The sequence below is a fragment of the Mycobacterium sp. NBC_00419 genome (genome assembly GCF_036023875.1).
Classification (GTDB): domain Bacteria; phylum Actinomycetota; class Actinomycetes; order Mycobacteriales; family Mycobacteriaceae; genus Mycobacterium.
In genome coordinates, this window is record NZ_CP107931.1 from 4,249,612 (window position 1) to 4,276,281 (window position 26,670).

The following is a 26,670-nucleotide window of genomic DNA, read 5'->3' on the forward strand; positions in this document are numbered from 1 at the left end:
GATTTAAGTAAAGTGGACTAGACAATCATGGCCGCAAACGCGCATACTGGTCCGCGTGCATCATTTAGCGGAGCTGAAGGAGCAAGAACGGGCCGCCTGCGTCATCGCCGAACGCAGCCTCGGTGTCGTCGCCGAACCGTGGGACAAGGACGGACTTCAGGGCGTCCCCGACGCTCGGCTGCACTTTGCAGACGGCCGGACCGCTGCGTTCGAGGTAACCGAACTCGTGCATCAGCCAGCGAAACACACCGAGGCTCTGCTGGCCCGCGATGGCCATACTTGGTCGACACCTGGAAAATGGTGGTGGACCATCAATGTGGGCTCACCTCAGGACGTCCCTCGATTGAGCAGGGTGTACGAGCAAATCATTCTCGCCTGTGAGTCCGCCGGCGTTCACCATCCGACCCAAATCGCTTGGGGCCCAAATGCTGACAAAGATGTGCGTTGGCTCGTGGAGGAGTCGTCGTGCTCGATGACAGGGCATCCAGAAGCGGACGCCCCGTACGTGATGGTGGTGCCGAAAGCTCATGGCGGCGCGGTCGACACCAAGTTAACTGGCTTAATCGAGGCGCTCGCCGAGTCATTTGCGCAGCAATCGCACATTGTTCCGCACTTCGAGAAGCTGCATCGAGCAGACGCGGATGAGCGCCACCTGTTCGTCCCTGTTCACCACACCGGTGTAAACGCCAGCGTGTCCCTCGGTCTTATGTTCCACAGCGATGCCCTGCCGTCAGACCCGCCTCCTGTGCCCGAGTACATCGACGCACTGTGGCTCGCCCCCCAGTTTTCTCGACGCGTGCTGTTGTGGACCCGCGATGCGGGCTGGCGGAATCTATACCCGTACGAAGAAGTTTGACCACACGTGAGGCCTCTTGCAGAACCGGTGCCACCGAGATCATCCGGCGGCAGTCGCGGCGGGTGTGAGGGCGCGACGGCGCAAGAGACAGAACCGGCGCATGAAACTCATCCTCATGCCGGACGCATCGAGGCTGTACCGAGAACAGTCGACGCTTAACCTGGCGTTGGCGCAGCCGCGCATGGGCGCCCGGCATCTGCAGATGTCTCATTCGCCCGGTTAGGTTCGGCTCCGTGGCGCATGTCCGGGAACGATCGACTGATAGCAGCCCTGAGCGATGCCGGAAGACCGTCTTCCCTCATGGTTGAGCACAGTGGGGGAGCACTTGCTTGAGCGGTGCAATCTGGTAGCAAAGATTCGGCTGTGTTTGCCGGCGCCGCGCCGCCGCAGGGCCCTCTCTCCAGCTAACGCGCAAACGCAAAGACTTCGGATTTGGGAACGGATTTGGGAACAAAACCCTCCGAAACGGGTCGAAATCGATGAGTCGCCCTGAAACACCCCGAAATGTCAATAGCTATTTACCTGCATAAACGAGACTTAACGGACCTAGCAAACTATTGAGACGACAGCTCATAACCCAGAGGTCGCAGGTTCGAATCCTGTCCCCGCTACTAATCGAAACGGCCCTCGGAGATTCTCCGGGGGCTGTTTTCGTGGGCGGTGGGCACATGAGGCGGTCCGACTATCGAGCTGGAGCGGCCCCAAGAGTGGTCAACACAGACTATTTCGCCTTGCCACCCGGCACTTCGCGCCATCCGAGTTTGCGATCACTCCTTGACGAGAGCGATCTGCTGTCGGTCGCCGCATGCAAAATAGTGAGCCATGACACGGTGCATTGAGTTCCGGGACGACGACACCGGTTTCCTCGCTTGGCTCGCTGCACATCAAGAGGGCTACGTAATCAACATCGCGCGAAGCCATAACACGAGCCAAGCGCGCTTGCACCTGGCCAGCTGCCGGACTATCGGTAATGGAACTCCCATGGGAAGCAGTTGGACCGGACCATACGTGAAGGTGTGCTCAGAGCATCGAGCCGACATCGAGCAGTGGGCGGCCGAGACGGTGGGACAGTCGATCGACCCGTGCGGTACTTGCTGCCCCAGTGACGTTGCCGCCCGGCCCGCCGCAACCAGGCTCGCCGAGCAGGCGGTCGAGGCCTAGATCATGGAGGGACGCTACGAGATTCACGGACCTGCCGGGGACAGTTCTGTGGTTGAGGCGTGGGCGGATGACTACATCCGTTTCGAATGTCGGTCGGATTCGCAAGAGGACCTCCGGAACGAGATCAGGAGCCGATGCGGTCAGCTCATCCCGTCATCTGGACAGGTGCTGCACGCCACGTTCTTCGGAGTCAAGCCTCTCAAAGCCGACGTCGAGAACCTCATGCTCTACAACATCGACTCGTTTAAGAGCGCCGGGCGCAACGGCATCCGCTTCGAATACGGCCACGGGGTGCCACCGGCTCGGTCTGGTGGCGACTACCCGTTCTGCTACCGGTACGCGCTTGCACAGTGCTCGGGCACCTTCGATCACTGGCAGCCGAGCCGAACGCTCGCGTCGTTCGACTGGATTGATCTCGGCGAGTTCGCGGGCGAAAAGAAGCTGCCACAGGTCTGGCTGGCCCTATCGCGTGGGCAGGTCGAGGTGGCCGACCGGGCATGTCCGCCGGAGGCGCCGTTCGCCGTCAGAATTCAGATCAGACCACCCCTCGGCCGCCAGCCGGTGTTGGGCAACCTGGTGAAGGGTGTCTTCGACGGCGTGATTAGTGCCTTCCAGGCCCACACCGACACGACGGTCCTGCCTGACGCGGCAGCACGAATCGCCACAGTGATCCCGGCAGAGCCCGCCGAGATCGAGAACCACTTGCTCGATCAACACCGTGCTGTTCTCGGAGTCTCGCCTCGCCTCGCATCGCCCTATCGCGAGGGCGTTAAGTGGGACCCTGCGGACCATCGATGTGTTGCGGGCGAATTGCTTGCGGCAGACCCCATCGGTCCTCGGTGGGCGATCCGAGGCGAAGTCATCGAGCTCGCCGTTTAAGCAGTCAATTCGGCCGTCTCGTTATCGAATTCGGCGACGAGATGATCTTCCCGAGATGTTGCGGATAGCAGGTGAGCGTCTACGTGGTCAGCTGGCGGTTCACGTCGGGCGGCACGTCAGTCAATGCGCCTGCTTCGGCGACACCCATGGATAAATGATGTCGGTGTATTCGTCCCGGGATATGACGAGCGTGTCGGCCGGAGTCGCCATATCCACATACAAGTGACCGGCCGTCTTCCCGTCGTCGCGCACTCTGCTCAGCGCAGCCAGGTCGTCGGCGATTTCCGCGGCTTTGGCATCGTCGAGCCGCCACACCACGCGCCCAGGACTGAGCTCGATACTTGCCGCACCGGGCTCAATGTGGAACTCCTGCTCGGCGCCATCGTGTAGGAGGTGCGATGACCGGTCGGCTCTTGCGTGCTCTACGGCCGTCTTGAACGTGTCGAGCCCGTCGCCGTCCACGGTCAACATCACCGCGTCGCCGCCGAAGTGGAACTCCGGTAGGAAGTTGACACGGATGACGCTCACAGTTCTCCTTGGCTCGGCTGGCTAGTTTGTATCGCACCTCTCGGTTCATAATCGCTCCGTGGTGCGCTGCCTCGCCCGGGGAAACATGAACGACAGAACTAGATCAGCCTCAGGAGCATCATGTTGGACTCCGGTCGACATTGTGTCGGACTGCACCGTTCCAGGGCTACCAAACCAACCAGGCCGAGCCAACTCACCCAATGAGATTCTCGAACACATTGCTCCCGTGACCCCGATACCCATCCGACCTAACTGGCGCCCGTCCGCCCTTTGCTGGTATCCATAATCCAGCAGGTCTGGAGGGAGATGACATGTCGCTTCGGGTCAACATCGAGCAGCTGGCCGCATCAGGAACCGCCGTCACCGGCCACGGCGAAGACGTGGCCACCAAGCATGCGGCCGCGGCCAGCCGCATCGACGCCGCACAGGCGGGCTGGCAGGGCGCCTCGGCCGCCGCGATGGAACTCCTGGCGGCGCAATGGGTCGGCACAACCAGCGCGCTGGTCACCAGATTGAGCGACCACGCGCAGGGATTGCACACCAGTGCCCAGGGGTTCGCCGAGATGGAACAGCGCAACAGCCAGGCCCTGCAGGAGCCGGCTCGAACAGCGAATGCCATCGCGAACCAGACCGCCATGTGAGCCGGTGTGACCCTGACCGTCCAAGACATCGAGCGCTGGAACTCCGGTGACGTGCGCGAGGTGTTCCACGCCGCCACCAGCCGTGCCCAAGCCGCTCAGGATGCCGCCGACGGTCTGGCGACGCTGCCGGCCTTCGAAACCTGGGGCGGGGAAGCGGCCGAGGCGGCCAGGGACGCCATCGGCCAGACCCGCAAGGATCTCGATGCCCACGGTCAGGAGGCGCTGGCCGTCGCCAACGCCGCTCGTAGCGCCGCCGACAACATCGAGCGCATCAAATCCGAACTCGCCACCCTCAAGTCCGACGCGGAATCCCTTGGTATGGAGATCGATCCGATAGCGGGCACAGTCCTTCCGGGACCCAAGGTGCGCAACCCGATGGAAGCCGAACTCAAGCAAGCCCAACTCCAGCCGCGCCTGGAAACGATCGTGGCCGAAGCCAACCTGGTCGACATCGCACTGGCCAACGCGATCAACTTGGCCGCCGGTGCGACGCCGATCCCGACGTCCAGTCCACAGCCGGACCGCCCGCCGCCGGATGACCCCAAGCAGTTCGCCGACTATTGGCAAAGCCTGTCCACGCAACAGAAGGATTACCTCTACAGCCGCGACCACAACATCGGCAACCACCCGGGCATGCCGGCCGGTGATGACGTGTATCCGGGTGGCGATCACTACAATCGGCTGAACCTGGCCGACCAACTTGCCAGCGCGAAAGCCGCTCAGGCACAAGCCGATACGCTCAGGGCTCAGCACCCGGACTGGGCCGGCGGACAGAATCTGCCCAACCCACGCGGGGCGGGAAACTACGCCCGCGACCGCGAGCAGTACCAAGCCTGGAAGGCCAAGTACGACGAGGCGCTGGGCAACGCCAGGTACCTGCCCGACCTGCAACACGTCGACAACGCGGTCTCCGGGCACCCCGAACGCAAGCTGATGCTGCTCGATACCGACAGCGGTCGCCAGGCCAGAGCCGCTATTGCGGTCGGTGACCCCGATAGCGCGGCACACGTGTCGGTAACGGCTCCCGGACTCAATACCACCGTCCACGACGCCATCGGCGGGATGGCGGATGAAGCCGAACGTGTCCGCAGCGAAGCGCTCAGCCAGCTCGTGGCGACGGGTCGCGGCAACGAGGGAGTGGCCGCGATCGCCTGGATCGGCTATGACCCCCCACAGATTCCCGGCACCGACAATCTGGGTGCCTCACTGCAGGGCGGCTGGGAGGTCAGTCACGACGCGGTCGCCGAGGCGGGTGCGGTGGATCTATCCCGGTTCTACGACGGCATCAACGCCGCCCATCACGGCCCACTCGACCTCACCGCCATCGGCCATTCCTACGGCTCGCTCACCACCGGCTTGGCCCTCCAGGAACCGGGCGATCACGGCGTGGACAAGGCGCTGTTCTACGGCTCACCGGGAATTGAAGCGACCACACCTCAACAGCTGGGCCTGTCGCCCGGCCACGTCTTCACCATGGAGACCCCCAATGACCCCATCCAGATGGTCTATGACGGCCCGCCGATCGCCCATGCCGCAGCACCGCTGCTGCCACCGCCGTTCAATCAGCTTGCCCAATCCGGCCTCGCTGCAGCCGATCTGAGCGGCGCGGGTGACTTCGGACCCAACCCGGCCACCAACCCGAACTTCACCCATCTGGAAACCGGCGCCGTGACCGTGCCGGACGGGCGAGCACTGGCAGCTGCCAGTGGTCACAGCGACTACCCGCGCTGGGACTCCACTCACAATCAGCTCTACACGACCGGCTACAACATCGCCGCGGTCATCGCCGGCACAACCCCAATTCCCCAAAGGTAGGCAGACCATCTATGACACCGCGACCGTCTCGCCGACCACGCCGAATCGCCGCACTCGCATGTGCGATGGCCATCGCCCTAGGAACAACAGGATGTCACGTGAGCAATCCCTACAAGCCGACCGATCCCACCCAGGCCAGCCAGGCAGCGGCGTCGCTGACCTCGTTGCCAACGCTGGAAGACGCCCGAGCCCAGATGATCGCGGCCATTGAGCATGTCGGACAACAGATTGCCGCCGTTGCGCCGGCGATGAGGTTCGAGTGGCGCCTCGACGAAGGCCGAGTCGGGTGCAACCCACCCTACGAACAGTCCGAAGGCCAGGAAATACTGCTCGCAAAGTACGTGTCCGATGTTCCTGTCCCCGAACAGGACTGGAATCGGGTGTATGACATTGTTGCCGAAGCCGCACGGACGTTGGGTGCCGGGAACGTGACGGTGTTCAAGAGCGCGCCCGATGACCATGACGCGCAGTTCTCCAGCGAGACAGGCACTGTGCTGCGGGTGGCATCGCAGAAGGCGGCGCTGTTGACCGGCAGTACGGGATGCCGGCTACCCGCAAACAAGCACTAGCGCCTACTGGTTCAGCGGCTGCGCTCCGGCGTCAATGCCGATGCCCCGGGACGTGTCCTTGAGCGCGACACCGGACTGGCCGAGCTGACGAGCTCCGGCGACCAGGCCGGCTGCAATGCGGGCGGCGTCTCGATACCCCAGACCGTCGGGCGGGTGGATGTTCGAGATGCAATTGCGTTCGGCGTCACTGCATCCCGGCTTCGGCCGGTGGGTGAGGTAGATGCCCAGACTGTCGGCGACACTGAGGCCGGGACGCTCACCGATGATCACCAACAGGGTCGTGTACTGCCCGCGGGCGGCAATGTGGTCACCGAGCGCGACCCGCGCCTGGGTCGCGATCACCGGCGCAGCAAGGGTGTACCGATCACCCAATTCGGTCACCAAAGCGTCCAACAGCGCGGCCGCGTGATGCATCAACGCGGTCGGTGACAGCCCGTCGGCGAGCACAAAACCGATATCGGCCGGCGCATCAGGAACCGACGACAGATCGGCGGGCAGCCGGCCGAGGTCGGGGCGGCGCAGGTATTCGCCGCGTGACGAGGCCTGGCTGGTGACAATCGCCGGTTGCCCGATGCCGATCTCAGCGATCGCGGCGGCCAGCCGTTCGGTGTCCAGCGGGATGTGCACCGCGTCGCGTGCGGCCGCGTGGGCGGCGGACAGCTCCAGCACATTGCGCGTCGGCAGGGCATTCCCGGCCCGTCCCAACCCAATTCGCGCCTGCGTGCTTTGGCGCAAGGTGTCCCAGAATTGCTGGCGTGCGACGTCGTCGGTGCTCATGCGGTCAACTCCCGCAGTGGCGAGTTCGTCACGTCGAACGGGGTGAGCCTGCCGCCGTCGTCGATCATCCCGATGCTGCGCAGCCACGTCTCGAACTCGGGAGCGGGCCGCAGCCCCATGGTCTGGCGGGTCAGCAGAACGTCGTGGAAGGACAGACTCTGGTAGCCGAGCATGACGTCGTCGGCACCGGGAACCGTGATGACGAAGGCGACCCCGGCAGCCGCCAACAACGTCAGCAGGTTGTCCATGTCGTTCTGGTCGGCTTCGGCGTGATTGGTGTAGCAGACGTCGACGCCCATCGGCAGTCCCAGCAGCTTGCCGCAGAAGTGGTCCTCGAGGCCGGCCCGGATGATCTGCCGCCCGTCGTAGAGGTACTCCGGGCCGATGAAGCCGACGACCGTGTTCACCAGCAGCGGCTGCAGATCGCGGGCGACCGCATACGCGCGCACCTCCAAGGTCTGCTGGTCGACCGGTTTGCCGCCGGTGCCCAGATGGGCACCCGAACTCAGCGCGGAGCCCTGCCCGGTCTCCAGATACATCACGTTGTCGCCGACGGTGCCGCGATTCAGCGAGCGTGCGGCCGCGTTGCCCTCGCGCAATAGGTCGATGGTCACCCCGAACGCCGAGTTCGCCCCTTGCGTGCCCGCGATGGACTGAAAGACCAGGTCGACGGGAGCGCCTTCCTCGATCAGCCCGATGGTCGTGGTGATGTGCGACAGCACGCACGACTGGGTGGGGATGGCGAACCGGTCGCGGATCGAATCGAGCAGATACAGCAGGTCAGAGGTGGCGTGCGGCGAGTCCGTCGCCGGGTTGATCCCGATGACGGCATCGCCGCATCCCAGCAGCAACCCATCGAGCACGGCGGCGGCCACCCCCCGGGGGTCGTCGGTCGGGTGATTGGGTTGCAGCCGGGTGGCCAGCGTGCCCCGACCGCCGACGGTCGTGCGGAACGCGGCGGTGACCTCCATCGCGGCGGCGACCGCGATCAGGTCCTGGTTGCGCATGATCTTGCTGACCGCTGCCGCCATCTCCGGTGTGATGCCGCCACTGGCGGCCGTGATGCGGGATGCGCCACCTGCGTGAGAGGCGTTGTCCAGCAGCCAGTCCCGGAAACCGCCGACGGTCAGGTGTGAGATGGCCGAGAAGGCCTGCCGGTCGTGGGTGTCGATGATCAGCCGGGTGACCTCGTCGGTCTCATAGGGCACCACGGCCTCGTTGAGGAAGACATCCAATGGGAGATCGGCGAGCACCCAGGCGGCGGCAGCCCGCTCGGCGTCGGACTCGGCGGCGCACCCGGCCAACTCATCACCCGAGCGCAGCGGTGTTGCCTTGGCCATGACATCGACGAGACCGTCGAACGCGTACGTGACGCCGGACAGCTGCTGGCGGTACATGGCGGACTCCTCATCCGGCGGGGGAGAGAGCCACCATGGGTCTCTTTAAAGGTCGGTAAGCCAACCTTTAAAGTGTCGCCGATATCCCGGCAGTTGTCCACCTGAAGCGGCGTGATCTTCGCCGGAGGCGCCTGGGGACTGCGGGTTACCAGAAGTGCCTGCGGCCGGGGATAGCGAGGTCGTCGAATGCCGACGTGTCGCCGTGGCGCCAGAGCTTGAGCGCAGCTGCCAATACCCGCCGGTCCGACTGTCGCTGGTTGCGGTTGTCTTGCCGGTGTTGGGGTCCGGCGTGACACATCCAGCATGAGCAGACAGCGACGCCGGTGTAGCGGAACGTCCAGCAGCAGGTCGTATTCGGGCACTCTGATTGCCGACGTGCGGGCGGAGTCTGCGGGAGGTCGCAGGCCTCCTGCCGGTGAGCATGGTTCGGCTCGACTGCGAGTTCGTGCCGTGAGAGGCGGACCCAGAGTGGGGCATGGGCATCGGTTCGGGACAAGGCGAGGCCTCCGGGGACAAGAGCCCCTGCCTGTTACCCCCGGATGAGGACAAGCAGGGGCTGCGGTGTCTCCACCGAGTCCCGCGGCGCGTGATGTCCGTTGCGCATGGTCCTGAAGTTAGCAGTGGAGTCCGACAGCCAGTGGCGGTCGGACTGACGTGTGGATCCCGGGTCGAGCAGCGCGGACCATCCACTCGGGAACCCAGTGTCCTGTGAGATCCCCAAAGCCCCCCGCAAACTAAGCACCCTGAACTAGCCTTCGTCGGAGTCCAGTGGAGTAGTCAGGCGGGGCATGGCAGGCGTTGGTTGTAGGTATGTATCGGGGGCGTCTGCGCTCGAGCATCATGCCGGTCAGCGCTGACCCCGGCGCGGGGACCGGACGCCTGCGGGTCGTCGACTACATCGTCCACCACCTCGCCCGACGCGGTATCCACCACCTTTTCGGCGTCGACGGCGCCAACATCGAGGACCTCTACGACGCCGCCCACGCCCACCCGCAGGTCACCGCCATCGTCGCCAAGCACGAGTTCTCTGCCGCGGCTATGGCCGATGCCTACAGTCGCACCGCGCCCACCCTCGGCGTCGTCGTCGCCACCTCCGGCGGCGGTGCCCTGAACACTGTCCCGGGCCTGGGTGAGTCCCTGGCCAGCCGGGTCCCGGTGCTCGCGCTCATCGGCCAGGCTTTCGCAGCCGACGACGGGCTCGGCCCGTTCCAGGACACCAGCGGCGCCAACGGCACCCTCGACGCCGCGGCCCTGTTCTCCGCGGTGTCCGTGTTCTGCCAGCGGATCACCACCCCGCGCGACATCCTCACCGCCCTGCCGGAGGCGCTCGCCGCCGTGACGAGCCTGCGGGGCCCCGCGGTCCTGTTGTTGCCCAAAGATATTCAGCAAGCCCTCATCGACGCACCGGCCGACGACGACATCCCCGCTCACCCGCAGCTTCCCGTTGACCTCGGCCCGATCATCGACCTGCTGGCCACCACCACAGGCCCGGTCACGATCGTCGCCGGTGACCAGGTGGCCCGCGACGACGCCCGCGCCGAACTGCATCACCTACAAGCCACCCTCGACGCCGCCATCGTCACCGAGCCCGACGCCAAGGACGCCGCCCCCGCGGCGCTCGGGGTGGCCGGCGTGATGGGCCATCCCGCCGTCAGCGCGGCGATCGCGAGCAGCGCCGCATGCCTGCTGGTCGGCAGCCGCATGCCGCTGATGGCACGCCGCGGCCTGGACGCCACCCTCGCCGCCATCCCCGTCGCCTCCCTCGGCTCGGCCCCGCCGTACCTCCCCGCCACCCACGTCCACACCGACGACCTCAAGTCCGCCCTGGCCGCCCTGGCCCACGCGCTCACCACCAGACCGCGCACGCCACACCACACCGCACCCACCGAACTCGCCCCGCCCGAGCACACCGGCCCCGGCGTGCGGTACCGCGACGCCATGGCCGACCTCGACGCCGTCCTGCCCGACGGCACCGACATCGCCGTCGACGCAGGCAATATCGGTGCCGCCGCCATCCACTGGCTCCCGGCCCGCCGCGACGGCCGCTTCCTGGTGGCCCTGGGCATGGGCGGCATGGGCTACAGCTTCGGCGCCGGCGTCGGCATGGCATTCGCCAGGGCAGGCAAGCCCGGCCGGGTGGTCGTGATCGCCGGTGACGGATCGTTCTACATGCACGGCATGGAGATTCACACCGCGATCCAGCATCAGCTTCCCGTGACGTTCGTCCTGTTCGACAACCAGGCGCACGCGATGTGCGTCACCCGCGAGCAGGTGTTCTACGGCGGGGGCTACAGCTACAACCGGTTCGGCCCCAGCCGCCTGGGCGCCGGGCTGGCCGCGATGTTCCCGGGCCTGCCGTCCACCGACGTCTGCGACCGTGCCGGGTTCGTGGCGGCCCTCGACGCCGCGCTGGGCGCCGACGGACCGTCGGTGGTCGCCGTCGAATGCTCCGCCGATGAAATACCGCCCTTCACAGCCTTTTTGGCCTCGACCGCGAAGGAAAGCCAATGACATTGCCCGCACTCGAAGACATCACCGACCCGCTGCCCGGCCTGATGCGGATCGAGACCTCGCCGCGGGAGAAGGCCACCCCGGTGCTCATGGAGATGATCCACGCGGTCTACCCCCACGACGAGGTGTTCGGTGAGTACTGCACCGTCAGCGACTACGTCGACTGCCCGCCCGACGAACTGTTCGACTACCTGTCCGACACTCGGTCCCTGGAGGAGTGGACCTACAGCCTGCGCGGGTTCACTCAAACCGGTGAACCCGGCCTGTGGCTGGCCTACGACCGGCTCGGCAACGAGACCGAGATCTACACCCGCACCGTGGCCAACCGCGACGCCCGCACCGTCGACTACCACTGCGCCTGGGATCAGGGCAAGCACCTGTGGATGATCTACCTGATGCGAGTTGTCGACGCGCAGTTGGTATTCGACAAGCCCGGCTCGGTGGTGCTGTGGACCAACTGCCACCACCCGTTCTACGACAAGAACCCCTACCCCGACACCGCGCCACCGCAGCGGCCGGTGTGGGTCGGTGACTTCTGGGAGATGTTCGGCCCCGGTCATCTGCTGGAACTCAAGAACCTCAAGGCCATCGCCGAATACCGGCACCACCACGGGCTGCCCGTCACTCCCGATTGGATGCGCGGATGACCGAACCCACCGTCAGCCTCGTCGACATCGCCACCTATCTGCCCGAAAAGCGGCTTCCCGCAGCGTGGTACACCCAATTCAGCGGCGACGACGACCTGCGCGACAACCCGATGTTCCGCCCGCCCGACTTCCGCCACCACGCCGCCGAGGGCGAATCCAACGTCGACATGATCGAGCAGGCGGTCAAGACCCTCGTCGAGCGCCACGGACCCCACGTCCTCGACGACGTCGACGTGCTGCTCACCCATTCCCAGCTGCCGGACCTGCCGATCCTGGGCGCCGGCGGCGAGCTCGCGCACCGGCTGGGCATCAGCCCGGACCTGATCGTCGACGTCCACAACGGCGGCTGCGCGGCATTTGTGTTGATGCTCAAGCTCGCCCGCCAACTGCTCACTGGCGGCGGCGGGCGTACCGCGCTGATCGCGGTGGCCCAGAACGCCGGCGGCACGATCTTCGAGCAGGAACAGGTGCGCGTGAAGGCGCAGGCGTCCGTACCCGGCGACGGGGCCGCGGTCGGTCTGGTCACGTGTGCGGACACCTCGCCGGTGCTCGACATCGAATGCCGCTACTTCGGCGAGAACGCCACCGACATGACGCTGGCCACCGACCCGCCGCGGCAGTGGTGGCAGGCCGGCACGGGGGAGGGCTACGTCGGATTCAACGAGGGCAAGATCATCAAGGTGCTCGGCCGCGGCAACCGGCAGGTGCCCGCGGTGGTGCGCGCGGTGTGCGAGCGCATCGGGGTGAAATCCGGCGACCTGGACATGCTCGTCACCAACCAGCCCAACCGGCTGCTGCTGCGTAACTGGAATGAGGCGCTCGGCATCGACCCCGAGCACCACCGCGACACGTTCCACGAGTGCGGCAACCTGTTCGCCGTCGGTATCCCGGTGAACTTCGATGCGGCGATCCGCGACGGGCAGGTCAAGCCCGGGGACATCGTGATGATGGCCGGCTTCGCCCATGCCGGGGACTTCGCGGCGGCAGCGGCGGTGCGGTGGGGCGGACGGCCGACGTGACGTTGCCCAGCGGGCAGCCGGCGACCCTGGCCGCCGTCACCCAGGACATCATCGACCTGGTCCACGCCGAGATCGGCGCGGTGGACCTCTCGGCGGAGTCCGCGCTGCAGGACGCCGGTCTGGATTCGGCGCACCTGCTGTCCCTGGTGTTCCGGATCGAAGCCCGCTACGACATCGACCTCGACGCGCAGGACGGCGACGATCTGGGCACCATCGGCGACCTGGCCGCCTTGGTGCTGCGCCGCATCCAGGAGCGCTCATGAACGGCGCCGCCGTCGAGCCGAAGTTCGCCACCCTCGATGCGATGCTCGACGCCGCCGCCCACAGTGGCCGGTCGCTGATCTTCGTCGGCCGCGACGAGACCGACCAGCCCGTGGCGATGGACGAGATCCGGCGGCGCGCCCGAGCTGTCGCCGCCGGCCTGCACAATCATGGTGTGGCACAGGGTGACCGGGTCGCCCTGGTGCTGCCGACGAGTCCCGATTTCGTGACGTGCTTCTTCGGTGTGCTGTTGGCCGGTGCCATTCCGGTGCCGCTGTACCCGCCGGTGCGGCTGGGCAAGCTCGCCGAATACCACCACCGCACCGCCGCGATGCTGCAGGCCGTGCAGGCCGCCCTGGTGGTCACCGACGACCGCATCAGCCCGGCGCTGCAGGCACCGGTCGCCGAGGCCGCACCCCGACTCGGGTGCGTCACCGCCGGGGAGCTCGACGGGCGCGACGCGCCTCAGTTCACCGCGCGTCCCGACGACATCGCGGTGATCCAATTCTCCTCGGGTACAACGCACGATCCGAAACCGGTTGCCCTGACCCACGCGAACCTGCTCTCCAACCTGGCCGCCATCGGCGACTACTTCACCCACGCCGGGATGACCGACGTCGTCGGGGTGACATGGCTGCCGCTCTACCACGACATGGGGTTGATCGGAAACCTGTTGTCAGCGTTCTATCTACCGTGCACCCTGGTGCTGCTTGCCCCCGAATTGTTCCTCGCGGTGCCCTCGGCATGGCTGCGCGCCATCTCGCGACACCGCGGAACCGTCACCGCCGCACCGAACTTCGCCTTCGGTCTGTGCCTGAAACGCATTCGCGACGACGAGCTCGACGGCGTCGACCTGAGCTCCTGGACGCTGTGCCTCAACGGTGCGGAGATGGTCAGCGCCGAACTCGCCTCCCGCTTCGCTGAACGGTTCGGGCAGTGGGGATTCCAGGCGTCGGCGATGACTCCGGTCTACGGGCTGGCCGAAGCCTCGCTGGCCGTCACCTTCAAACCGGCCGGCACCCCGCTGCGAACGCTCGACGGCAGGGTCAGCGTCGGCCGCCCGCTGGCCGGTGTCGAGATCGAGATCCGTGACGACGAGTCACAGGCGCTACCAGCCGACCACACCGGACGGATCCTGGTGCGCGCACCCAGCGTGATGGCGGGCTACTTCGGGCGCCCCGACCTCACCGACGCGACGCTGCACGACGGCTGGCTGGACTGCGGTGACCTCGGATTCGTCCACGACGGTGAGCTTTTCGTCACCGGGCGCAGCAAGGACACCATCGTGATCCGCGGCGCCAACCACGCGCCCCAGGACTTCGAGGCCGCACTCGACGGACTGGTCGGGGTGCGTACCGGATGCGCGGTCGCCGTGGGCTACCTGCCCGACGACTCCGGGGAGGAAGCCCTGGCGCTGCTCGTCGAAACCACTCCCGGCGCCCCGCCCGACCTCGCCCGTGACATCGAGGCACGGGTGTTGCAGCGCACCGGTATCGCCGTCAGCCATGTCGCACTGGTCGAGCCGGGGTCGCTGCCCAGGACCTCCAGCGGAAAGCTGCGCAGGCTGGATGCCCGCGCGCAGTGGTTGGCAGGCACGCTCCCGCAGGCATCGGTATCCGGGGGGACGCTCTGTTAGCGGCGATCACCCGGCTGGCCATCGACGCCCCGCGGCGCATGATCGTGGTGGCGATCCTCGTCATGGTCGGCACCGCTGTGTTCGGCATCCCCGTTGCCGGAAGGCTTTCCGCGGGCGGGCTCACCGACCCCGGCGCCCAGTCCTCCCAGGCGACCAGAGTCCTCGCCGACACCTTCGGCCAGGGTGACATGCCGCTGCTGATCACGGTCAGTTCCCCCGACGGCGTCACCGGTGGCGCAGCCCGAGCCGTGGGCACCGAGATCGTGCAGGCGCTGTCCCGCTCACCTGTCGTGGCGACGGTGACCTCACCGTGGACCGCGCCGCCCCCGGCGGCGGCACCGTTGATCAGCAAGGACGGCACCATCGGGGTGATCGTCGCCGGCATCACCGGCGGTGACAACGGTGCGCCGAAGAACGCCGACGCCCTGATGAACGAGGTCGTCCACGACCGCGACGGGGTGACGGTACACGCCGGCGGTGAGGCGGTGCTGAAACTGCAGATCACCCAGCAGAGCGAACGAGACCTGAAAATCATGGAGGGCATTGCGATTCCGCTGAGCTTCCTGGTTCTGGTGTGGGTCTTCGGCGGTCTGGTGGCCGCCGCACTGCCGGTTGTGGTCGGCGGCATCGCGATCCTCGGGGCGATGGCCGTGCTGCGGCTGATCAGCCTCGCCACCGACGTCTCGATCTTCTCGCTGAATCTGGCGGTGGCGATGGGGCTGGCGCTGGCCATCGACTACACGCTGCTGCTGCTGAGCCGCTATCGCGACGAACGTGCCGCCGGCACCGACCGTGACACCGCCCTGCAGCGCACGATGGCCGCGGCGGGCCGCACCGTGTTGTTCTCGGCGTTGACGGTCGCCCTGTCGATGGCGGCGATGGTGTTGTTCCCGATCTACGCGCTGAAGTCCTTCGCCTACGCCGGTGTCGCCGTGGTGGCGTTCGCCTCGATCGCCGCGGTGGTCGTGACCCCGGCCGCGATCGTGTTGCTCGGCGACCGCCTCGATGCGTTGTCGCTGCGGCGCCGGGTTCGGCAAGCGCCTGCGGTGCAGGAGGGCCGCTGGTATCGAGTGGCGATGTTCGCGATGCGCGCAGCGGTGCCGGTGGGGCTGGCGGTGGTCGCACTGCTGGTCGCGCTCGGCGCTCCGTTCACCGCCGTCAAATGGGGAGTTCCCGACGACCGGGTGCTGCCCACCACGAGTTCGGCACACGTGGTGGGCGATCAGTTGCGGACCCGGTTCGGGGCCGACCTCGCCACCAACCTGACAGTGGTGATCCCCGACGCCGACGGTGTCACCCCGGCCGCGCTGGACCGCTACGCCGCACAGCTGTCGCAGGTGCAGGAGGTCACCTCGGTGTCCGCCCCCGGCGGAACCTTCGTGGCCGGGGCGCCGTCGGGGCCACCGTCGACACCGACCGCGGCCGCAGGGAGCGAGGCGTTCCTCACCGTCACCAGCGCCACCCCGCTGTACTCCCACGCCTCGGACACTCAACTCGACCGGCTGCAGGCGGTGCCCGGCCCGGACGGGCGGGCGGTGTTGTTCGGCGGCACCGCACAGGTCAATCGGGACACCGCCGCGGCCATCGCATCCCGGCTGGGACTGGTGCTGGCCATCATCGCCGGCATCACCTTCGTGCTGCTGTTCCTGATGACCGGCAGCGTCGTGGTGCCGCTGAAAGCGTTGCTACTCAACGTCCTATCGCTGACGGCCGCGTTCGGGGCGCTGGTGTGGATCTTCCAGGACGGCAACCTCGGTGCGCTGGGCACTACGGCCACCGGAACGTTGGCCATCAGCATCCCGGTGCTGTTGTTCTGCATCGCCTTCGGCCTGTCGATGGACTACGAGGTGTTCCTGGTCTCGCGCATCCGGGAGTACTGGTTGGCCAGCGCGCAGACACCGGCCGACAACGACACGAGCGTGGCGATGGGCCTGGCCCGCACCGCGCGGGTGATCACGGCTGCGGCGCTGATCATGGCGATCACCTTCGCGGCGCTCTCCGGTGCCCAGGTGTCGTTCCTGCGGATGCTCGGTGTCGGCCTGACCCTCGCGATCCTCGCCGATGCCACGCTGGTGCGTACGCTGCTGGTTCCGGCGTTCATGCATCTGATGGGCCGGTCGAACTGGTGGGCGCCGAAACCCCTTGTCCGCCTTCATCAACGCATCGGCATCCGCGAGACGGTGCCGACTGGATCGAACGGGGTCGCTGATGCGTAAGCCCGTCCCGCCCGCGGGGTTGGCCCGGGCGATCGAGTGGACCCGCCATCACCTCCTGCGTGTGCATCAACGGCTGGTCCCGGCGCCGATGTCGATGATGGAACTCATCGTCTCCGGGTGGCCGGCCCAGGCGATCACCGCCGCCGCCGAACTCGGGATCGCTGACGCACTGCACGACGGGCCGCTGCCGCTTGACGAACTGGCCGCGCGGGTCGGTGTGGACGCCGACGCGTTGGGCCGGCTGCTGCGGGCGCTGATCGGCAGAGGTATCTTCCGTCGCCGCCGCGACGGCCGCTACGCGCTGAATGCGCTTGCCGCCACGTTGTGTTCGGATGCACCGATCTCGCTGAAGGGTGCTGCGCTCTTCCAGGGTTCGCAGGAGCAGCGGGAACGCTGGACACTGCTGGCCGATTCGGTGCGCACCGGCGAGTCGATCGTGCCGGCGCTGCGCGGCAAGGACGGCTTCGACTACCTCGACGACATCCCCGAGCACGCCGAGCTGTTCAACAAGACGATGACCGCGCTGGCCCAGATGACGCATGCGGTCGTGGTGGGCAGCTATGACTTCAGCGCCTACCGCACCATCGTCGACGTCGGCGGCGGCCAGGGTGCGCTGCTGGCCGCCGCGCTGGCCACCGCACCCGGGTCACAAGGCATTCTCTACGATCTGCCCTCGGTGGTGGCCGATGCGCCGAAGATCCTGCGCGACAGCGGTATTGCGCAGCGCGTGCAGATCGTGGCCGGCTCGTTCTTCGACAGCGTTCCCGCCGGCGGCGATGCCTACCTGCTCAAGAACATCATTCACGACTGGCCCGACGACAAGGCGCTGGCGATCCTGCGTAACGTCCGCGTGGCGGCCGGCCCGGCTGCCAGGGTGCTGCTGGTCGAGATGGTGGTCAGCGACGACGGCCGCGACGGTCCGCAGAACTGGGTGGATCTGGAGATGCTGATCAACCTCGGCTCCCGCGAGCGCACCGAGGGGGAGTATCGGGAACTGCTGCGGCAGGCCGGGTTCCGGATGACCAGGGTGGTTCCGACCGCCTCACCGCTGCGTGTGGTCGAGGCCGTCGTCGACGAGGTGGCGCTGCACTGATGGGCATCTGATGGGTATCGCCTCGGCGATCGGGCGTGCGATCTGGGCCGGAGTCGACCCGGACGGGATGTTCCGGCGCCACGCCGGTGACACCGGGCCGTTCGTGGTGCGCTTTCCCGGCCTGGGCACGGTGCTGTTCTTCGTGACCGAGGACGCCGCCCGCGACATTCTCACCGCGCCGTCGGCAGTGTGCCGGGCGCCGCTGCCCAACCCGATCGAACCCGTCGTCGGCGAGAACTCCCTGATTCTGCTCTCCGGTGAAGCCCACCGGCAGGCCCGCAGCGTGCTGGCGCCGCCGTTTCGCGGCGAGGTCATGCGCGGGTACGCCGACCTGATCGCCGAGGCCACCGGTCATGCGATCGCCGATCTGCACCCCGGCAACGAGATGCTGGTTGGCCATGTGGCGCAAGCCATCACCCTCGACGTCGTGATCCGGGTGGTGTTCGGTGTGACCGACCCGGCCCGGGCCGCCGAGTACGCAGACGTGACGAGCGAGCTTCTGCAGTCGGGCAGTGCACCGCTGATGCTGGTGCCCTGGCTGCGCCGCGAGATCGCCGGGCGCGGGCCATGGGCACGGCTCGTCGGCGCGCGCCGGCGACTCGACCGGCTGCTGGGCGAGGAGATCAGTGAACGCCACCGCAGCGGCGAACACCGCGGCGACGTGATGGACCTGATCCTGCACGCCACCGACGACAACGGCCAGGTCTTGCGGGACACCGCGTTGCACGACCAGTTGCGCACGATGCTCGCCGCCGGGCATGAGACGACGTCGACGTCGCTGGCGTGGGCGCTGTATCACATCCACCGCGACGAACGGGTGCGCTCCCGCGTCCTCGAGGAACTGACCGCGGCGGCCACACCGGGACAGATCGCCGCGCTGCCGTACCTGGGTGCGGTGATCCAGGAAACCCTGCGCATGCATCCGGCCGTGCCGATCGTCCTGCGCCGGCTCACCGGGGCGCTCACCGTCGCCGGCGTTGCCTGCTCACCCGGCGATATCGTCGGAATCGCGCTTCCCGCATTGCATTTCAATCCGACGCTGTGGGACAGGCCGGATGAGTTCGATCCCACCCGGTTCCTGGACGGCAAGCCGTCGCCGTTTCAGTACGCGCCCTTCGGCGGCGGCTTTCGCCGCTGCATCGGCGCCGCATTCGCCCAGACCGAGTTGGCCGTGGCGATCGGCACGGTGCTGCAGACCCTCGAGTTGCGCCAACCGGCCCGGGAGCGCAATCGCACACCGCCGCGCGCGGTGCCGCGCGGCATCGCCACCAGGCCCAGTCGCGAGATCGTGCTGGAGGTGACGGGTCGCCGTCAGTGACGGTAGGTGGCCAGGAAACGACCGAACCGTTCGATCGCGTCTTCCAGTTCGTCGGCGTGCGGCAACATCGCGATCCGCACGTGGTCGGGCTCAGGCCAGTTCAGCCCCGTGCCGGGGACGAGGTGAATCTTCTCCTGCAGCAACAAGTCCAGGACGAACTGTTCGTCGTCGCGAATCGGATACCTGGCGAGGTCGATCTTCGGGAACGCATACAGCGCGCCGCGGGGCTTCACACACGAGACACCCGGAATCGCGTTGAGTGCCGTCCACGCCCGATCACGCTGCTCGCGCAGTCTGCCGCCGGGCAGGGTGAGATCGCCGACCGGCTGCTCGCTTTCCAGCGCCAGCCGGATCGCATGCTGGGCCGGAACGTTCGCGCACCGGCGCAGTCCGGCCAGCACGGTCAGACCCTCCAGATAGCTCGCGGCGTGGTCGGTCGGCCCGGAGACCGCCAGCCAGCCCGCGCGAAACCCGGCGCAGCGGTAGGACTTTGACAGACCGTTGAATGTCAGGCACAGCAGGTCCGGTGCCAGCGAGGCCGTCGCGGTATGGGTGGCTCCGTCATAGAGGATGCGGTCGTACATCTCGTCGGAGTACACGACCAGATTGTGCTCGCGAGCGATGTCGAGAATGCCGGTCAGCACCTCCGGCGGGTACACCGCGCCGGTGGGGTTGTTGGGATTGATGAGCACGATCGCCCGGGTTCGGGAGGTGACCTTCGCCGCGATGTCGGCGATGTCGGGATACCAGTCCGACGACTCGTCGCAGCGGTAGTGCACAGCGAGCCCGCCGTTGAGGCGCACCGCCGCCGTCCACACCGGGAAGTCCGGCGCCGGGACGAGGACCTCGTCGCGGTACTCCAGCAGCGCGGTCATCGCCATGACGATCAGCTCGGAGGCGCCGTTGCCCACATACACGTTGTCGGCGTCGACCAGGACGTCGCGCTCCCGGTAGTACTCGGCCACGGCTGACCGGGCGGCCGGCAACCCCTTGGGTGCGACATAGCCCGCTGATGCGGCCAGATTGTCGGCAATCACGCGGACGAGTTCGGCAGGCGGGTCGAACCCGAACGGATGCGGGTCGCCGGTATCGAGTCGCATGACGGAGTGGCCCGCCGCTTCCAGCCGCGCCGCGTGCTCAGCGATCGGCCCCGCCATGTCGTAAGACAGGTTCGACAACCTGCTCGCCTGTGCGAACTTCATCCGGATCCTCTCGCCCGCAAAAGTGTGGCAGAAAGCCCCGCTGGCGATGGCGCGTATGACCGTCTCGGTAGCCGGTTCACAGGCGTGCGCTGGTCCATCGGGCTGTTAGCCGCCCGCTCGGGGTGCGAAGATGACCGCGCCAGTGATCGCGACGGGAGGTGAGACGACGGATGAGCGCCTTTCCGGACCGCGCCACGCTGGAAACCGCCCTCGACGTCGCAGCCCGCGCCCCGTCGTTGCGCAACCTGCAGCCCTGGCGCTGGGAGGTCGACGGTCCGGAGGTGCACCTGTTCGCCGACTGGAGTCGCCGGGCCGGTGACTCCTCCGTCGATCGACGCGACGTTCTGCTGGGCTGCGGCGCCGTGCTCGACCACTGCGTGGTGGCACTGGCCGCGGCCGGCTGGCACCCCCGCGTACACCGGTTGCCGGACCGCGGTGACGACAGCCACCTGGCGATACTGGACGTCGTCGAGCAGCCGCCGAGCGATGGGCACCTGGAATTGGCTGCCGCGATCACGAGGCGCCACGCCGACCGCCGGCCCTACGGTGCGCAGCATCTCCCGGCCGCGACGTTGGAGTTGCTCTATATCCGCGCCGCGCGACTCGGGATCGAGTTGGGTGTGGTTCCGCGATCGCGCTGGACTCGGGCCGACGACGGCGCCGTCGCCCTGCGATACCCCCAAGCCGCCGGGGACGAACCCGCCGACGGTGCGGCGTTGCTCGTCGTCGGCACCCGCGAGGACGACGATGACATGCGGCTGCGCGCAGGCGAAGCGCTCAGCCACCTGATGCTGACGGCCACCGCGGCGGGCCTGGCAACCTGCCCGCTCACCGAGCCGCTCAACGACGTCAGAAACTGCTTGGCCCTGGCGTGCGAGGTGTTCGACGGGGCGTCGCATCCGCAGGCCCTGATCCGGGTGGGGATCGCGACGTCCGAGGCCGATCCGCCCTCGGTGACCGAGCGCAGGCCGGTGAACGAGATCACCACGTGGACGGGCAGTTCGACGAAGCAGTCCTAGCCGCCGGCATTCGCCTCGTCGCTACCGAACCACTTCGTCTTGATCATGTCGTAGGTGCCGTCCTCGCGCATCGACAGCAGCGCCTCGTCGACCTGCTTACGCAGCTCGCTGCCGGGGCGGAAGACGATGCCGTAGTCCTCGTTCTTGAAGACCGGCCCGGCCATCTCGGCCGTGCCCGCACCGCCGTGCTGCACGTAGTACTGCAGCACCGGCGCGTCGAACACCACCGCGTCGAAGTCGCCCTTCCTCAGACCGGTATAGCAGTCCTCGATTGCCGTGGCGCCGGTGGCGCTCACCGCGAGGTCGCGCAGGAAATTCGCCGACGTGGTGTTGGCGACGGTGCACACCTTCTTGCCGAAAAGGTCTGAGGGAGATTTGATTTGGGCGTCGAAGCGCTCGACGGTCAGGTTGGCGGTCAGGGTCGCGGTGTAGTAGGCGACGAAGATGATGCTGACGAAGGCCCACAGCACGCCCATCGCCCGCGACAGCCAGTGCCGCGGTGCGTCATCGGGTTGTGCCGCAAGGGTTCCCAGCCCCCAGCCGAAGGCCTGCAGCACCCCGGGGAAGTAGGACTTCGACACCATCGACTCTTCGTGGCGGCGTTCCACCAGCCAGGTGATGTGGGCGGGAATCACCGTGATGACGAATGCCGCACCCAGCCAGACCAGCATCGACCAGGAGAACAGCAGCTTGAGGAAGTCCATCAGCCCGGGTGTGGACTTCTGTGACGCGCCGCTGTGGGTGAGGATCTGCAATCCGGCATTGAGCGTGGGTTGGGAGAAGTCGAAAGTCTGCACCCGGTCGGCGGTGATCGAGATGGCGCTGGCGGCGGCGTCGGCGGCGCCGGTCCTGACGGCGTCGAGTTGCTCGGTCACGCCGTTGACGGTGAGGAAGTTGGTGCTCCAGCCCTGCCGCTTGGCGATCTCCTCCCACAACTCGATGGTGAAGCCGCTCTTCACCCCGTCGTGGGTGGTGACGAACGGGGCCAGATCATGGGTGGCGACGGTGACGGTGCGCGGCTCGGCGCCGGCCGGAGCGGCCAGTGCGGGGAGGCCCGCGATGGCGGCCACCATAACGATGACGCCGGCTATCGCACGCATTCGTGAACCCACTGTCTGGCCCGTCCTCACTGCCGGCTGCTGATGAACAGCGATCACAATAGACGCGGGTGTCAATTTCTGCTCAGGGCGCGTCAATTGGATGGTTGAAACCGATGGCGATCGGGGTACGTGCACTGCATGGCTATCAAGAAGATGTCGTGGACGTCCGTTTTCCTCGCCGGCGCTGCCGCCGCGGCGATCGCAGCGGCACCCTTGGCCGCAGCCGACCCCGCCTGCGTCAACCCCGACGGCACCGCGTGCCCGACCGCCACGGCCGGTCCCGGCGGTGCGTCGGGTGTGATCCCGGGCGGACCCGCCGGTGAGGCCGGTCCCGGCGGTGCCTCCGGAGTGATCCCGGGTGGTCCCGGCGGCGCAGCCGGTCCGGGTGGGGCCAGCGGCTCGATTCCCGGTGGACCTGCCGGTGAGGCCGGTCCCGGTGGCGCGAGCGGTTGCATTCCGTACGTCGGCTGCGCGTCGGTCGGGTAACGCCGGCTGACGTCGGACCCCTGCGGTCGGTGAACGTGACTGATCGCTAGATCGACGCACGGCGTTTTCTCGACGCTGGCCGTCGCGGTTCTGGCACACTCGGCGCGACCATGAGGGAGGCGCCGTGATGACCAGCGACATCCAAGCAGTGCCGTTGTTGTCCCGGCGCGACCGCATCATGCTCGCGGTGACCGCCGTCGCGGCCGGTGCCGCCGGGGCGCTGCACTTCGCCCACGGCAACGCCGTCGTCACCTTCATCGCCGCCGCGGTGGCACTGGCGGCGCTGGCATCGCTGGTCGGCCGTTCGGTGGAGGCGCTGGGAGACCGGCTCGGCCCCAAGGCCACCGGCCTTCTGCAAACGTCGCTGGGCAACCTGCCCGAGCTGTTCGTCATCCTGTTCGCGTTGAAAGCCGGGCTGTTCGACGTCGTGAAGGCCACCCTGGTCGGGTCGATCCTGGCCAACGTCCTGCTGGTACTGGGGGCGGCCTTCGTTGTCGGCGGGCTCAAGCACGGCAGTCAGCGGTTCGCCGCCGACGACTCGCGCACCCTGGGGCTGATGTTCACCCTTGCGGTGTTCATCCTGGCGGTGCCCTCGCTGACCGCGGCTATACATACCCCGGCTGCCACCCACGAACGCATGGTGTCGGTGGTGGTGTCGGTGATCATGCTGGCGCTGTTCGCGCTCTCGCTGCCGGCCGCGCTGTCCCGCTCGGCCAACAAGAGCCACGGATCGCCGATCGCGGCCAACCCGGACTCGGCGGCCGCCGCCAGCAAGGTGGCCCAACACGGTGAGTGGCCGCTGGCGATGGCGATCGGGATGCTCGCCGCCACCGGTATCGGGGCCGCGTTCGTCTCGGAGTGGTTCGTCGCGGCCCTGCAACCGGCGATGGACGCGGCGGGCGTCAATGAGGTGTTCGCCGGCCTGGTGATCGTGGCCATCGCGGGCAATGCCGTCGAGAATGTCGTCGGCATCCAGTTGGCGGCCAAGAACCAGATGGACTACGCGGTCCAGGTGATCCTGCAGTCGCCGGTCCAGATCGCGCTCACCATCGCCCCGATCGTCGTGCTGGCCGCAGGTCTGCTCGGGCAGCCGGAGTTCAATCTGGTGCTCTCCCCGCTGCTGCTGGCCTCGATGGTGATGGCCGCTCTGGTGGCGGTGCTGGTGACCTTCGACGGCGAATCCAACTGGTTCGAAGGCGCGGCGTTGATCGCGCTCTACATCGCGATCGCGACGTCGTTCTGGTGGGGTTAGCGGCTAGGCAGCGCGGGCGGCTTCGGGTCGGGCGGTTCGGGATATCCCGGCGAAGTCGTTCGGCAGCGAGAGCCGGAACACCTTCTTCCACGCCGAGCCGACCTGCTTGACCATCGGGCCGCTGACGTAGGTCAGGCCGTAGCGCTCGAACAACTCCTGGACCTGCGGAGCGATCTCCTGGTAGCGGTTGCTCGGCAGATCGGGAAACAGGTGGTGCTCGATCTGGAAGGACAGATTGCCGGTCATGAAGTGCAGCAACGGACTTCCGTCGATATTGGCCGAGCCCAGCATCTGGCGCAGGTACCACTCGCCGCGGGTCTCGCCGTCGATCGAGGTCTTCTCGTAGGTCTGCACGCCTTCGGGGAAGTGTCCGCACATGATGACCGAGTGCGTCCATAGATTGCGGGCGACGTTGGCGGTGAGGTTCGCCGTCAGGGTCGTCAGCGCGGAGGGCCCCGACAGCAACGGGTGCAGGACGTAGTCGCGGGTCATGTGCCGGCGGATCTTGCGCAACACGCTCTTGCCCTGGCGGACGAACTCGGCCTTGTCCGACCGGCCTTTGAGGAACTTGCCGATCTCGAGGTCGTAGGCGGCGATGCCGTATTGGAATGCGCACGCGTTGATGAAGTTCCACAGCGGCTGACCCAGGTGAAAGGGTGTCCAGCGCTGGCCCTCGTCGACGCGCATGATGCCGTAGCCGAGGTCGTTGTCCTTGCCCAGCACGTTGGTGTAGGTGTGGTGCAGTTCGTTGTGGGAGTGCTTCCACAGCTCTGAGGTGGCGGCGTTGTCCCATTCCCAGGTGGTGGAGTGGATCGTGGAGTCGCGCATCCAGTCCCACTGGCCGTGCATCACGTTGTGGCCGATCTCCATGTTCTCGATGATCTTCGAGACCGAGAGGCCGACGGTGCCGGCCAGCCAGGCCGGCGGGAACAGGGAGAACAGGAGCACCGCGCGGCTGCCGAGCTCGAGCTTGCGCTGGAAGTCGATAACGTTGCGGATGTACTCCGCATCCTGCTCACCGCGGCTGTCGATCACCTGCTGGCGGATGGCGTCGAGGTCGCGGCCGAGCGCGGCGATGTCCTCGTCGGTCAGGTGAGCGATCGGATTGTCTTGTTGGCGTTGGATTGTCGTCATGTCGGAGTCCTTTACAGATCGATGTCGCAGGTGCCCGCTGCCGCGGACACGCAGGTTTGAATGAGTACGCCGTCGCCGGGGGCGGCGGTCGTGATGTCGCCGTTGCGCAGGTCGCGGACGGCTCCTTGTCGAAGCGGTGCCACGCAGCCGAAGCAGATGCCCATCCGGCATCCCGACGGCATGAGGACACCGGCGGCTTCGCCGGCGTCGAGAAGTGTCTGATCACCCGCGGCGTCCAGGACGGTGCCGGACTTGGTGAAGGTGACGGTGCCGCCGTCGCCGGCGCTGATGACGGTGGGACGGAACCGTTCGGTGTGCAGCCGCTCGGCCAGACCGCTGTCGTTCCAGTGCGCTTCGAGTGCGTCGAGCATGCCCGTGGGTCCGCAGGCCCAGGTCTCGCGCTCCGCGAGATCGCCGACGAGAGTGGCCAGTTCGTCGGTGCCGAGCATGCCGTCGGTGTCGGTGTGCTTCTCGATCAGGCGGATTCGGCCCCGACGCGCCAGCGCGCGCAGTTCGTCGGCGAAGATCACGTCGTCGGGTGTGGGTGCACTGTGCACCACGACGATGTCCGTGGCGTCGGCCGGCATGTTGCGCAGCATGCCCATCACCGGGGTGATGCCGCTGCCCGCGGTGAGGAACAAGATCTTGGCAGGCGTCGAGGCGGACGCTGCGGCGGGCAAGGTGAATTCTCCGGCGGCGTGGTCGAGTTGAACGATGGTGCCGACCGTGGCGCGCCGAACCAGATGATTGGAGACCTTGCCGTCGGGGATCGCCTTGACGGTGATGGCGATACAGCCGTCCGGTCGGCCGGCTTGCGAGGTCAGTGAGTAGGCGCGCCATTGGCGGACGCCGTCGACGTCGACACCGACGCGGATGTATTGGCCCGGCGTATGCGCGCGCCAGCCGCGACCGGGCTTGATCACCAGGGTCGCCGCATCGCGGGTTTCGGGATGGATCGCCACGATCCGGCCGCGCAGGCCGATCCCGGAGCGCAGCGGATCGATGACGTCGAGATAGTCGCCGGGCACCAGTGGGGTGGTGACGCGTTCGGCGAGCCGGAGGAATCGGTCGCGCAGCGTGCCCAGCGGGGTGGGTGCTGTGGTTGTCATACAACGACTATCCCGCTCCCTTGGGTATAAAGTCTTGACCTGGA

General features: G+C 67.1%; 23 protein-coding genes. 16 read left to right on the forward strand and 7 right to left on the reverse strand.

Annotation, left to right across the window (positions count from 1 at the left end; all coding sequences use genetic code 11):
- Window positions 1-55: 55 nt before the first annotated feature.
- Both OG976_RS20300 and OG976_RS20305 read left to right on the forward strand, forming a co-directional pair.
- Window positions 56-856 carry a hypothetical protein gene (locus tag OG976_RS20300; RefSeq protein WP_328352730.1) on the forward strand — a complete coding sequence of 267 codons (801 nt, stop codon included), beginning with the start codon at window positions 56-58 and terminating at the stop codon, window positions 854-856.
- 1,326 nt (window positions 857-2,182) lie between these two features.
- Window positions 2,183-2,896, forward strand: a complete 714-nt coding sequence (locus OG976_RS20305; RefSeq protein WP_328352733.1) for a hypothetical protein — start codon at window positions 2,183-2,185, stop codon at window positions 2,894-2,896.
- A 120-nt stretch (window positions 2,897-3,016) separates the two neighbouring features.
- On the opposite strand, the gene OG976_RS20310 is transcribed toward OG976_RS20305, so the two are convergent.
- Window positions 3,017-3,424: a hypothetical protein gene (locus tag OG976_RS20310; RefSeq protein WP_328352735.1), complete on the reverse strand. Its 408-nt coding sequence runs from the start codon at window positions 3,422-3,424 to the stop codon at window positions 3,017-3,019.
- A 311-nt stretch (window positions 3,425-3,735) separates the two neighbouring features.
- Here OG976_RS20310 and OG976_RS20315 point away from each other — a divergent pair, with 311 nt between their 5' ends.
- The 3 genes from OG976_RS20315 (at window position 3,736) to OG976_RS20325 (ending at window position 6,449) form a co-directional block, all read left to right on the forward strand.
- Entirely contained in the window at window positions 3,736-4,065 is a 330-nt protein-coding gene (locus OG976_RS20315; RefSeq protein WP_328352738.1) for a WXG100 family type VII secretion target, read from the forward strand.
- 6 nt (window positions 4,066-4,071) lie between these two features.
- Complete coding sequence (locus OG976_RS20320; RefSeq protein WP_328352741.1) at window positions 4,072-5,880, forward strand: alpha/beta hydrolase; 1,809 nt, start codon at window positions 4,072-4,074, stop codon at window positions 5,878-5,880.
- A 98-nt stretch (window positions 5,881-5,978) separates the two neighbouring features.
- Window positions 5,979-6,449 (forward strand): LppA family lipoprotein, encoded by a 471-nt coding sequence (locus OG976_RS20325; RefSeq protein ID WP_328352744.1) that lies wholly within the window; start codon window positions 5,979-5,981, stop codon window positions 6,447-6,449.
- 3 nt (window positions 6,450-6,452) lie between these two features.
- Here OG976_RS20325 and eutC read toward each other — a convergent pair whose 3' ends face one another.
- Together eutC and OG976_RS20335 are read right to left on the reverse strand one after the other, a co-directional pair.
- Window positions 6,453-7,226: an ethanolamine ammonia-lyase subunit EutC gene (eutC, locus tag OG976_RS20330; protein ID WP_328352746.1), complete on the reverse strand. Its 774-nt coding sequence runs from the start codon at window positions 7,224-7,226 to the stop codon at window positions 6,453-6,455.
- Window positions 7,223-8,623: an ethanolamine ammonia-lyase subunit EutB gene (locus OG976_RS20335; protein WP_328352748.1), complete on the reverse strand. Its 1,401-nt coding sequence runs from the start codon at window positions 8,621-8,623 to the stop codon at window positions 7,223-7,225. The genes eutC and OG976_RS20335 overlap by 4 nt, the downstream gene beginning before the upstream one ends.
- Window positions 8,624-9,463: 840 nt before the next feature.
- On the opposite strand from OG976_RS20335, the gene OG976_RS20340 reads away from it, so the two are divergent.
- The 8 genes from OG976_RS20340 to OG976_RS20375 are packed head-to-tail and all read left to right on the forward strand — an operon-like array spanning window position 9,464 to window position 19,324.
- Entirely contained in the window at window positions 9,464-11,134 is a 1,671-nt protein-coding gene (locus tag OG976_RS20340) for a thiamine pyrophosphate-binding protein (protein ID WP_328352751.1), read from the forward strand.
- Window positions 11,131-11,781 (forward strand): SRPBCC family protein, encoded by a 651-nt coding sequence (locus OG976_RS20345; RefSeq protein WP_328352754.1) that lies wholly within the window; start codon window positions 11,131-11,133, stop codon window positions 11,779-11,781. Before OG976_RS20340 ends, OG976_RS20345 begins: the two co-directional genes overlap by 4 nt.
- On the forward strand, window positions 11,778-12,800 hold the full coding sequence (locus tag OG976_RS20350; protein ID WP_328352756.1) for a 3-oxoacyl-ACP synthase III family protein: 1,023 nt from the start codon (window positions 11,778-11,780) through the stop codon (window positions 12,798-12,800). Before OG976_RS20345 ends, OG976_RS20350 begins: the two co-directional genes overlap by 4 nt.
- Entirely contained in the window at window positions 12,797-13,063 is a 267-nt protein-coding gene (locus OG976_RS20355) for an acyl carrier protein (protein ID WP_328352758.1), read from the forward strand. The genes OG976_RS20350 and OG976_RS20355 overlap by 4 nt, the downstream gene beginning before the upstream one ends.
- The gene (locus tag OG976_RS20360) at window positions 13,060-14,697 is read left to right on the forward strand and encodes an AMP-binding protein (protein ID WP_328352760.1); all 1,638 of its coding nucleotides are present in this window, start codon (window positions 13,060-13,062) and stop codon (window positions 14,695-14,697) included. The genes OG976_RS20355 and OG976_RS20360 overlap by 4 nt, the downstream gene beginning before the upstream one ends.
- Window positions 14,691-16,913: an MMPL family transporter gene (locus tag OG976_RS20365; protein ID WP_442930553.1), complete on the forward strand. Its 2,223-nt coding sequence runs from the start codon at window positions 14,691-14,693 to the stop codon at window positions 16,911-16,913. Before OG976_RS20360 ends, OG976_RS20365 begins: the two co-directional genes overlap by 7 nt.
- On the forward strand, window positions 16,906-18,006 hold the full coding sequence (locus OG976_RS20370) for a methyltransferase (RefSeq protein WP_328352762.1): 1,101 nt from the start codon (window positions 16,906-16,908) through the stop codon (window positions 18,004-18,006). Before OG976_RS20365 ends, OG976_RS20370 begins: the two co-directional genes overlap by 8 nt.
- A gap of 10 nt (window positions 18,007-18,016) precedes the next feature.
- Window positions 18,017-19,324 (forward strand): cytochrome P450, encoded by a 1,308-nt coding sequence (locus OG976_RS20375; protein WP_328352765.1) that lies wholly within the window; start codon window positions 18,017-18,019, stop codon window positions 19,322-19,324.
- On the opposite strand, the gene OG976_RS20380 is transcribed toward OG976_RS20375, so the two are convergent.
- Window positions 19,318-20,526: a pyridoxal phosphate-dependent aminotransferase gene (locus tag OG976_RS20380; RefSeq protein ID WP_328352768.1), complete on the reverse strand. Its 1,209-nt coding sequence runs from the start codon at window positions 20,524-20,526 to the stop codon at window positions 19,318-19,320. The genes OG976_RS20375 and OG976_RS20380 overlap by 7 nt on opposite strands.
- Before the next feature lie 170 nt (window positions 20,527-20,696).
- On the opposite strand from OG976_RS20380, the gene OG976_RS20385 reads away from it, so the two are divergent.
- The gene (locus OG976_RS20385) at window positions 20,697-21,545 is read left to right on the forward strand and encodes a nitroreductase (RefSeq protein WP_328352771.1); all 849 of its coding nucleotides are present in this window, start codon (window positions 20,697-20,699) and stop codon (window positions 21,543-21,545) included.
- On the opposite strand, the gene OG976_RS20390 is transcribed toward OG976_RS20385, so the two are convergent.
- Complete coding sequence (locus OG976_RS20390) at window positions 21,542-22,645, reverse strand: transporter substrate-binding domain-containing protein (RefSeq protein ID WP_328352774.1); 1,104 nt, start codon at window positions 22,643-22,645, stop codon at window positions 21,542-21,544. The genes OG976_RS20385 and OG976_RS20390 overlap by 4 nt on opposite strands.
- Window positions 22,646-22,783: 138 nt before the next feature.
- Between OG976_RS20390 and OG976_RS20395 the strand changes: the two genes are divergently transcribed.
- Entirely contained in the window at window positions 22,784-23,131 is a 348-nt protein-coding gene (locus OG976_RS20395) for a hypothetical protein (protein ID WP_328352777.1), read from the forward strand.
- Between the two features lie 127 nt (window positions 23,132-23,258).
- Entirely contained in the window at window positions 23,259-24,383 is a 1,125-nt protein-coding gene (cax, locus tag OG976_RS20400; protein WP_328352780.1) for a calcium/proton exchanger, read from the forward strand.
- 3 nt (window positions 24,384-24,386) lie between these two features.
- On the opposite strand, the gene OG976_RS20405 is transcribed toward cax, so the two are convergent.
- Both OG976_RS20405 and OG976_RS20410 read right to left on the reverse strand, forming a co-directional pair.
- Entirely contained in the window at window positions 24,387-25,517 is a 1,131-nt protein-coding gene (locus OG976_RS20405; protein ID WP_328352783.1) for a fatty acid desaturase family protein, read from the reverse strand.
- Window positions 25,518-25,528: 11 nt separating this feature from the next.
- The gene (locus tag OG976_RS20410; protein WP_328352786.1) at window positions 25,529-26,626 is read right to left on the reverse strand and encodes a ferredoxin reductase; all 1,098 of its coding nucleotides are present in this window, start codon (window positions 26,624-26,626) and stop codon (window positions 25,529-25,531) included.
- Window positions 26,627-26,670 lie beyond the last annotated feature (44 nt).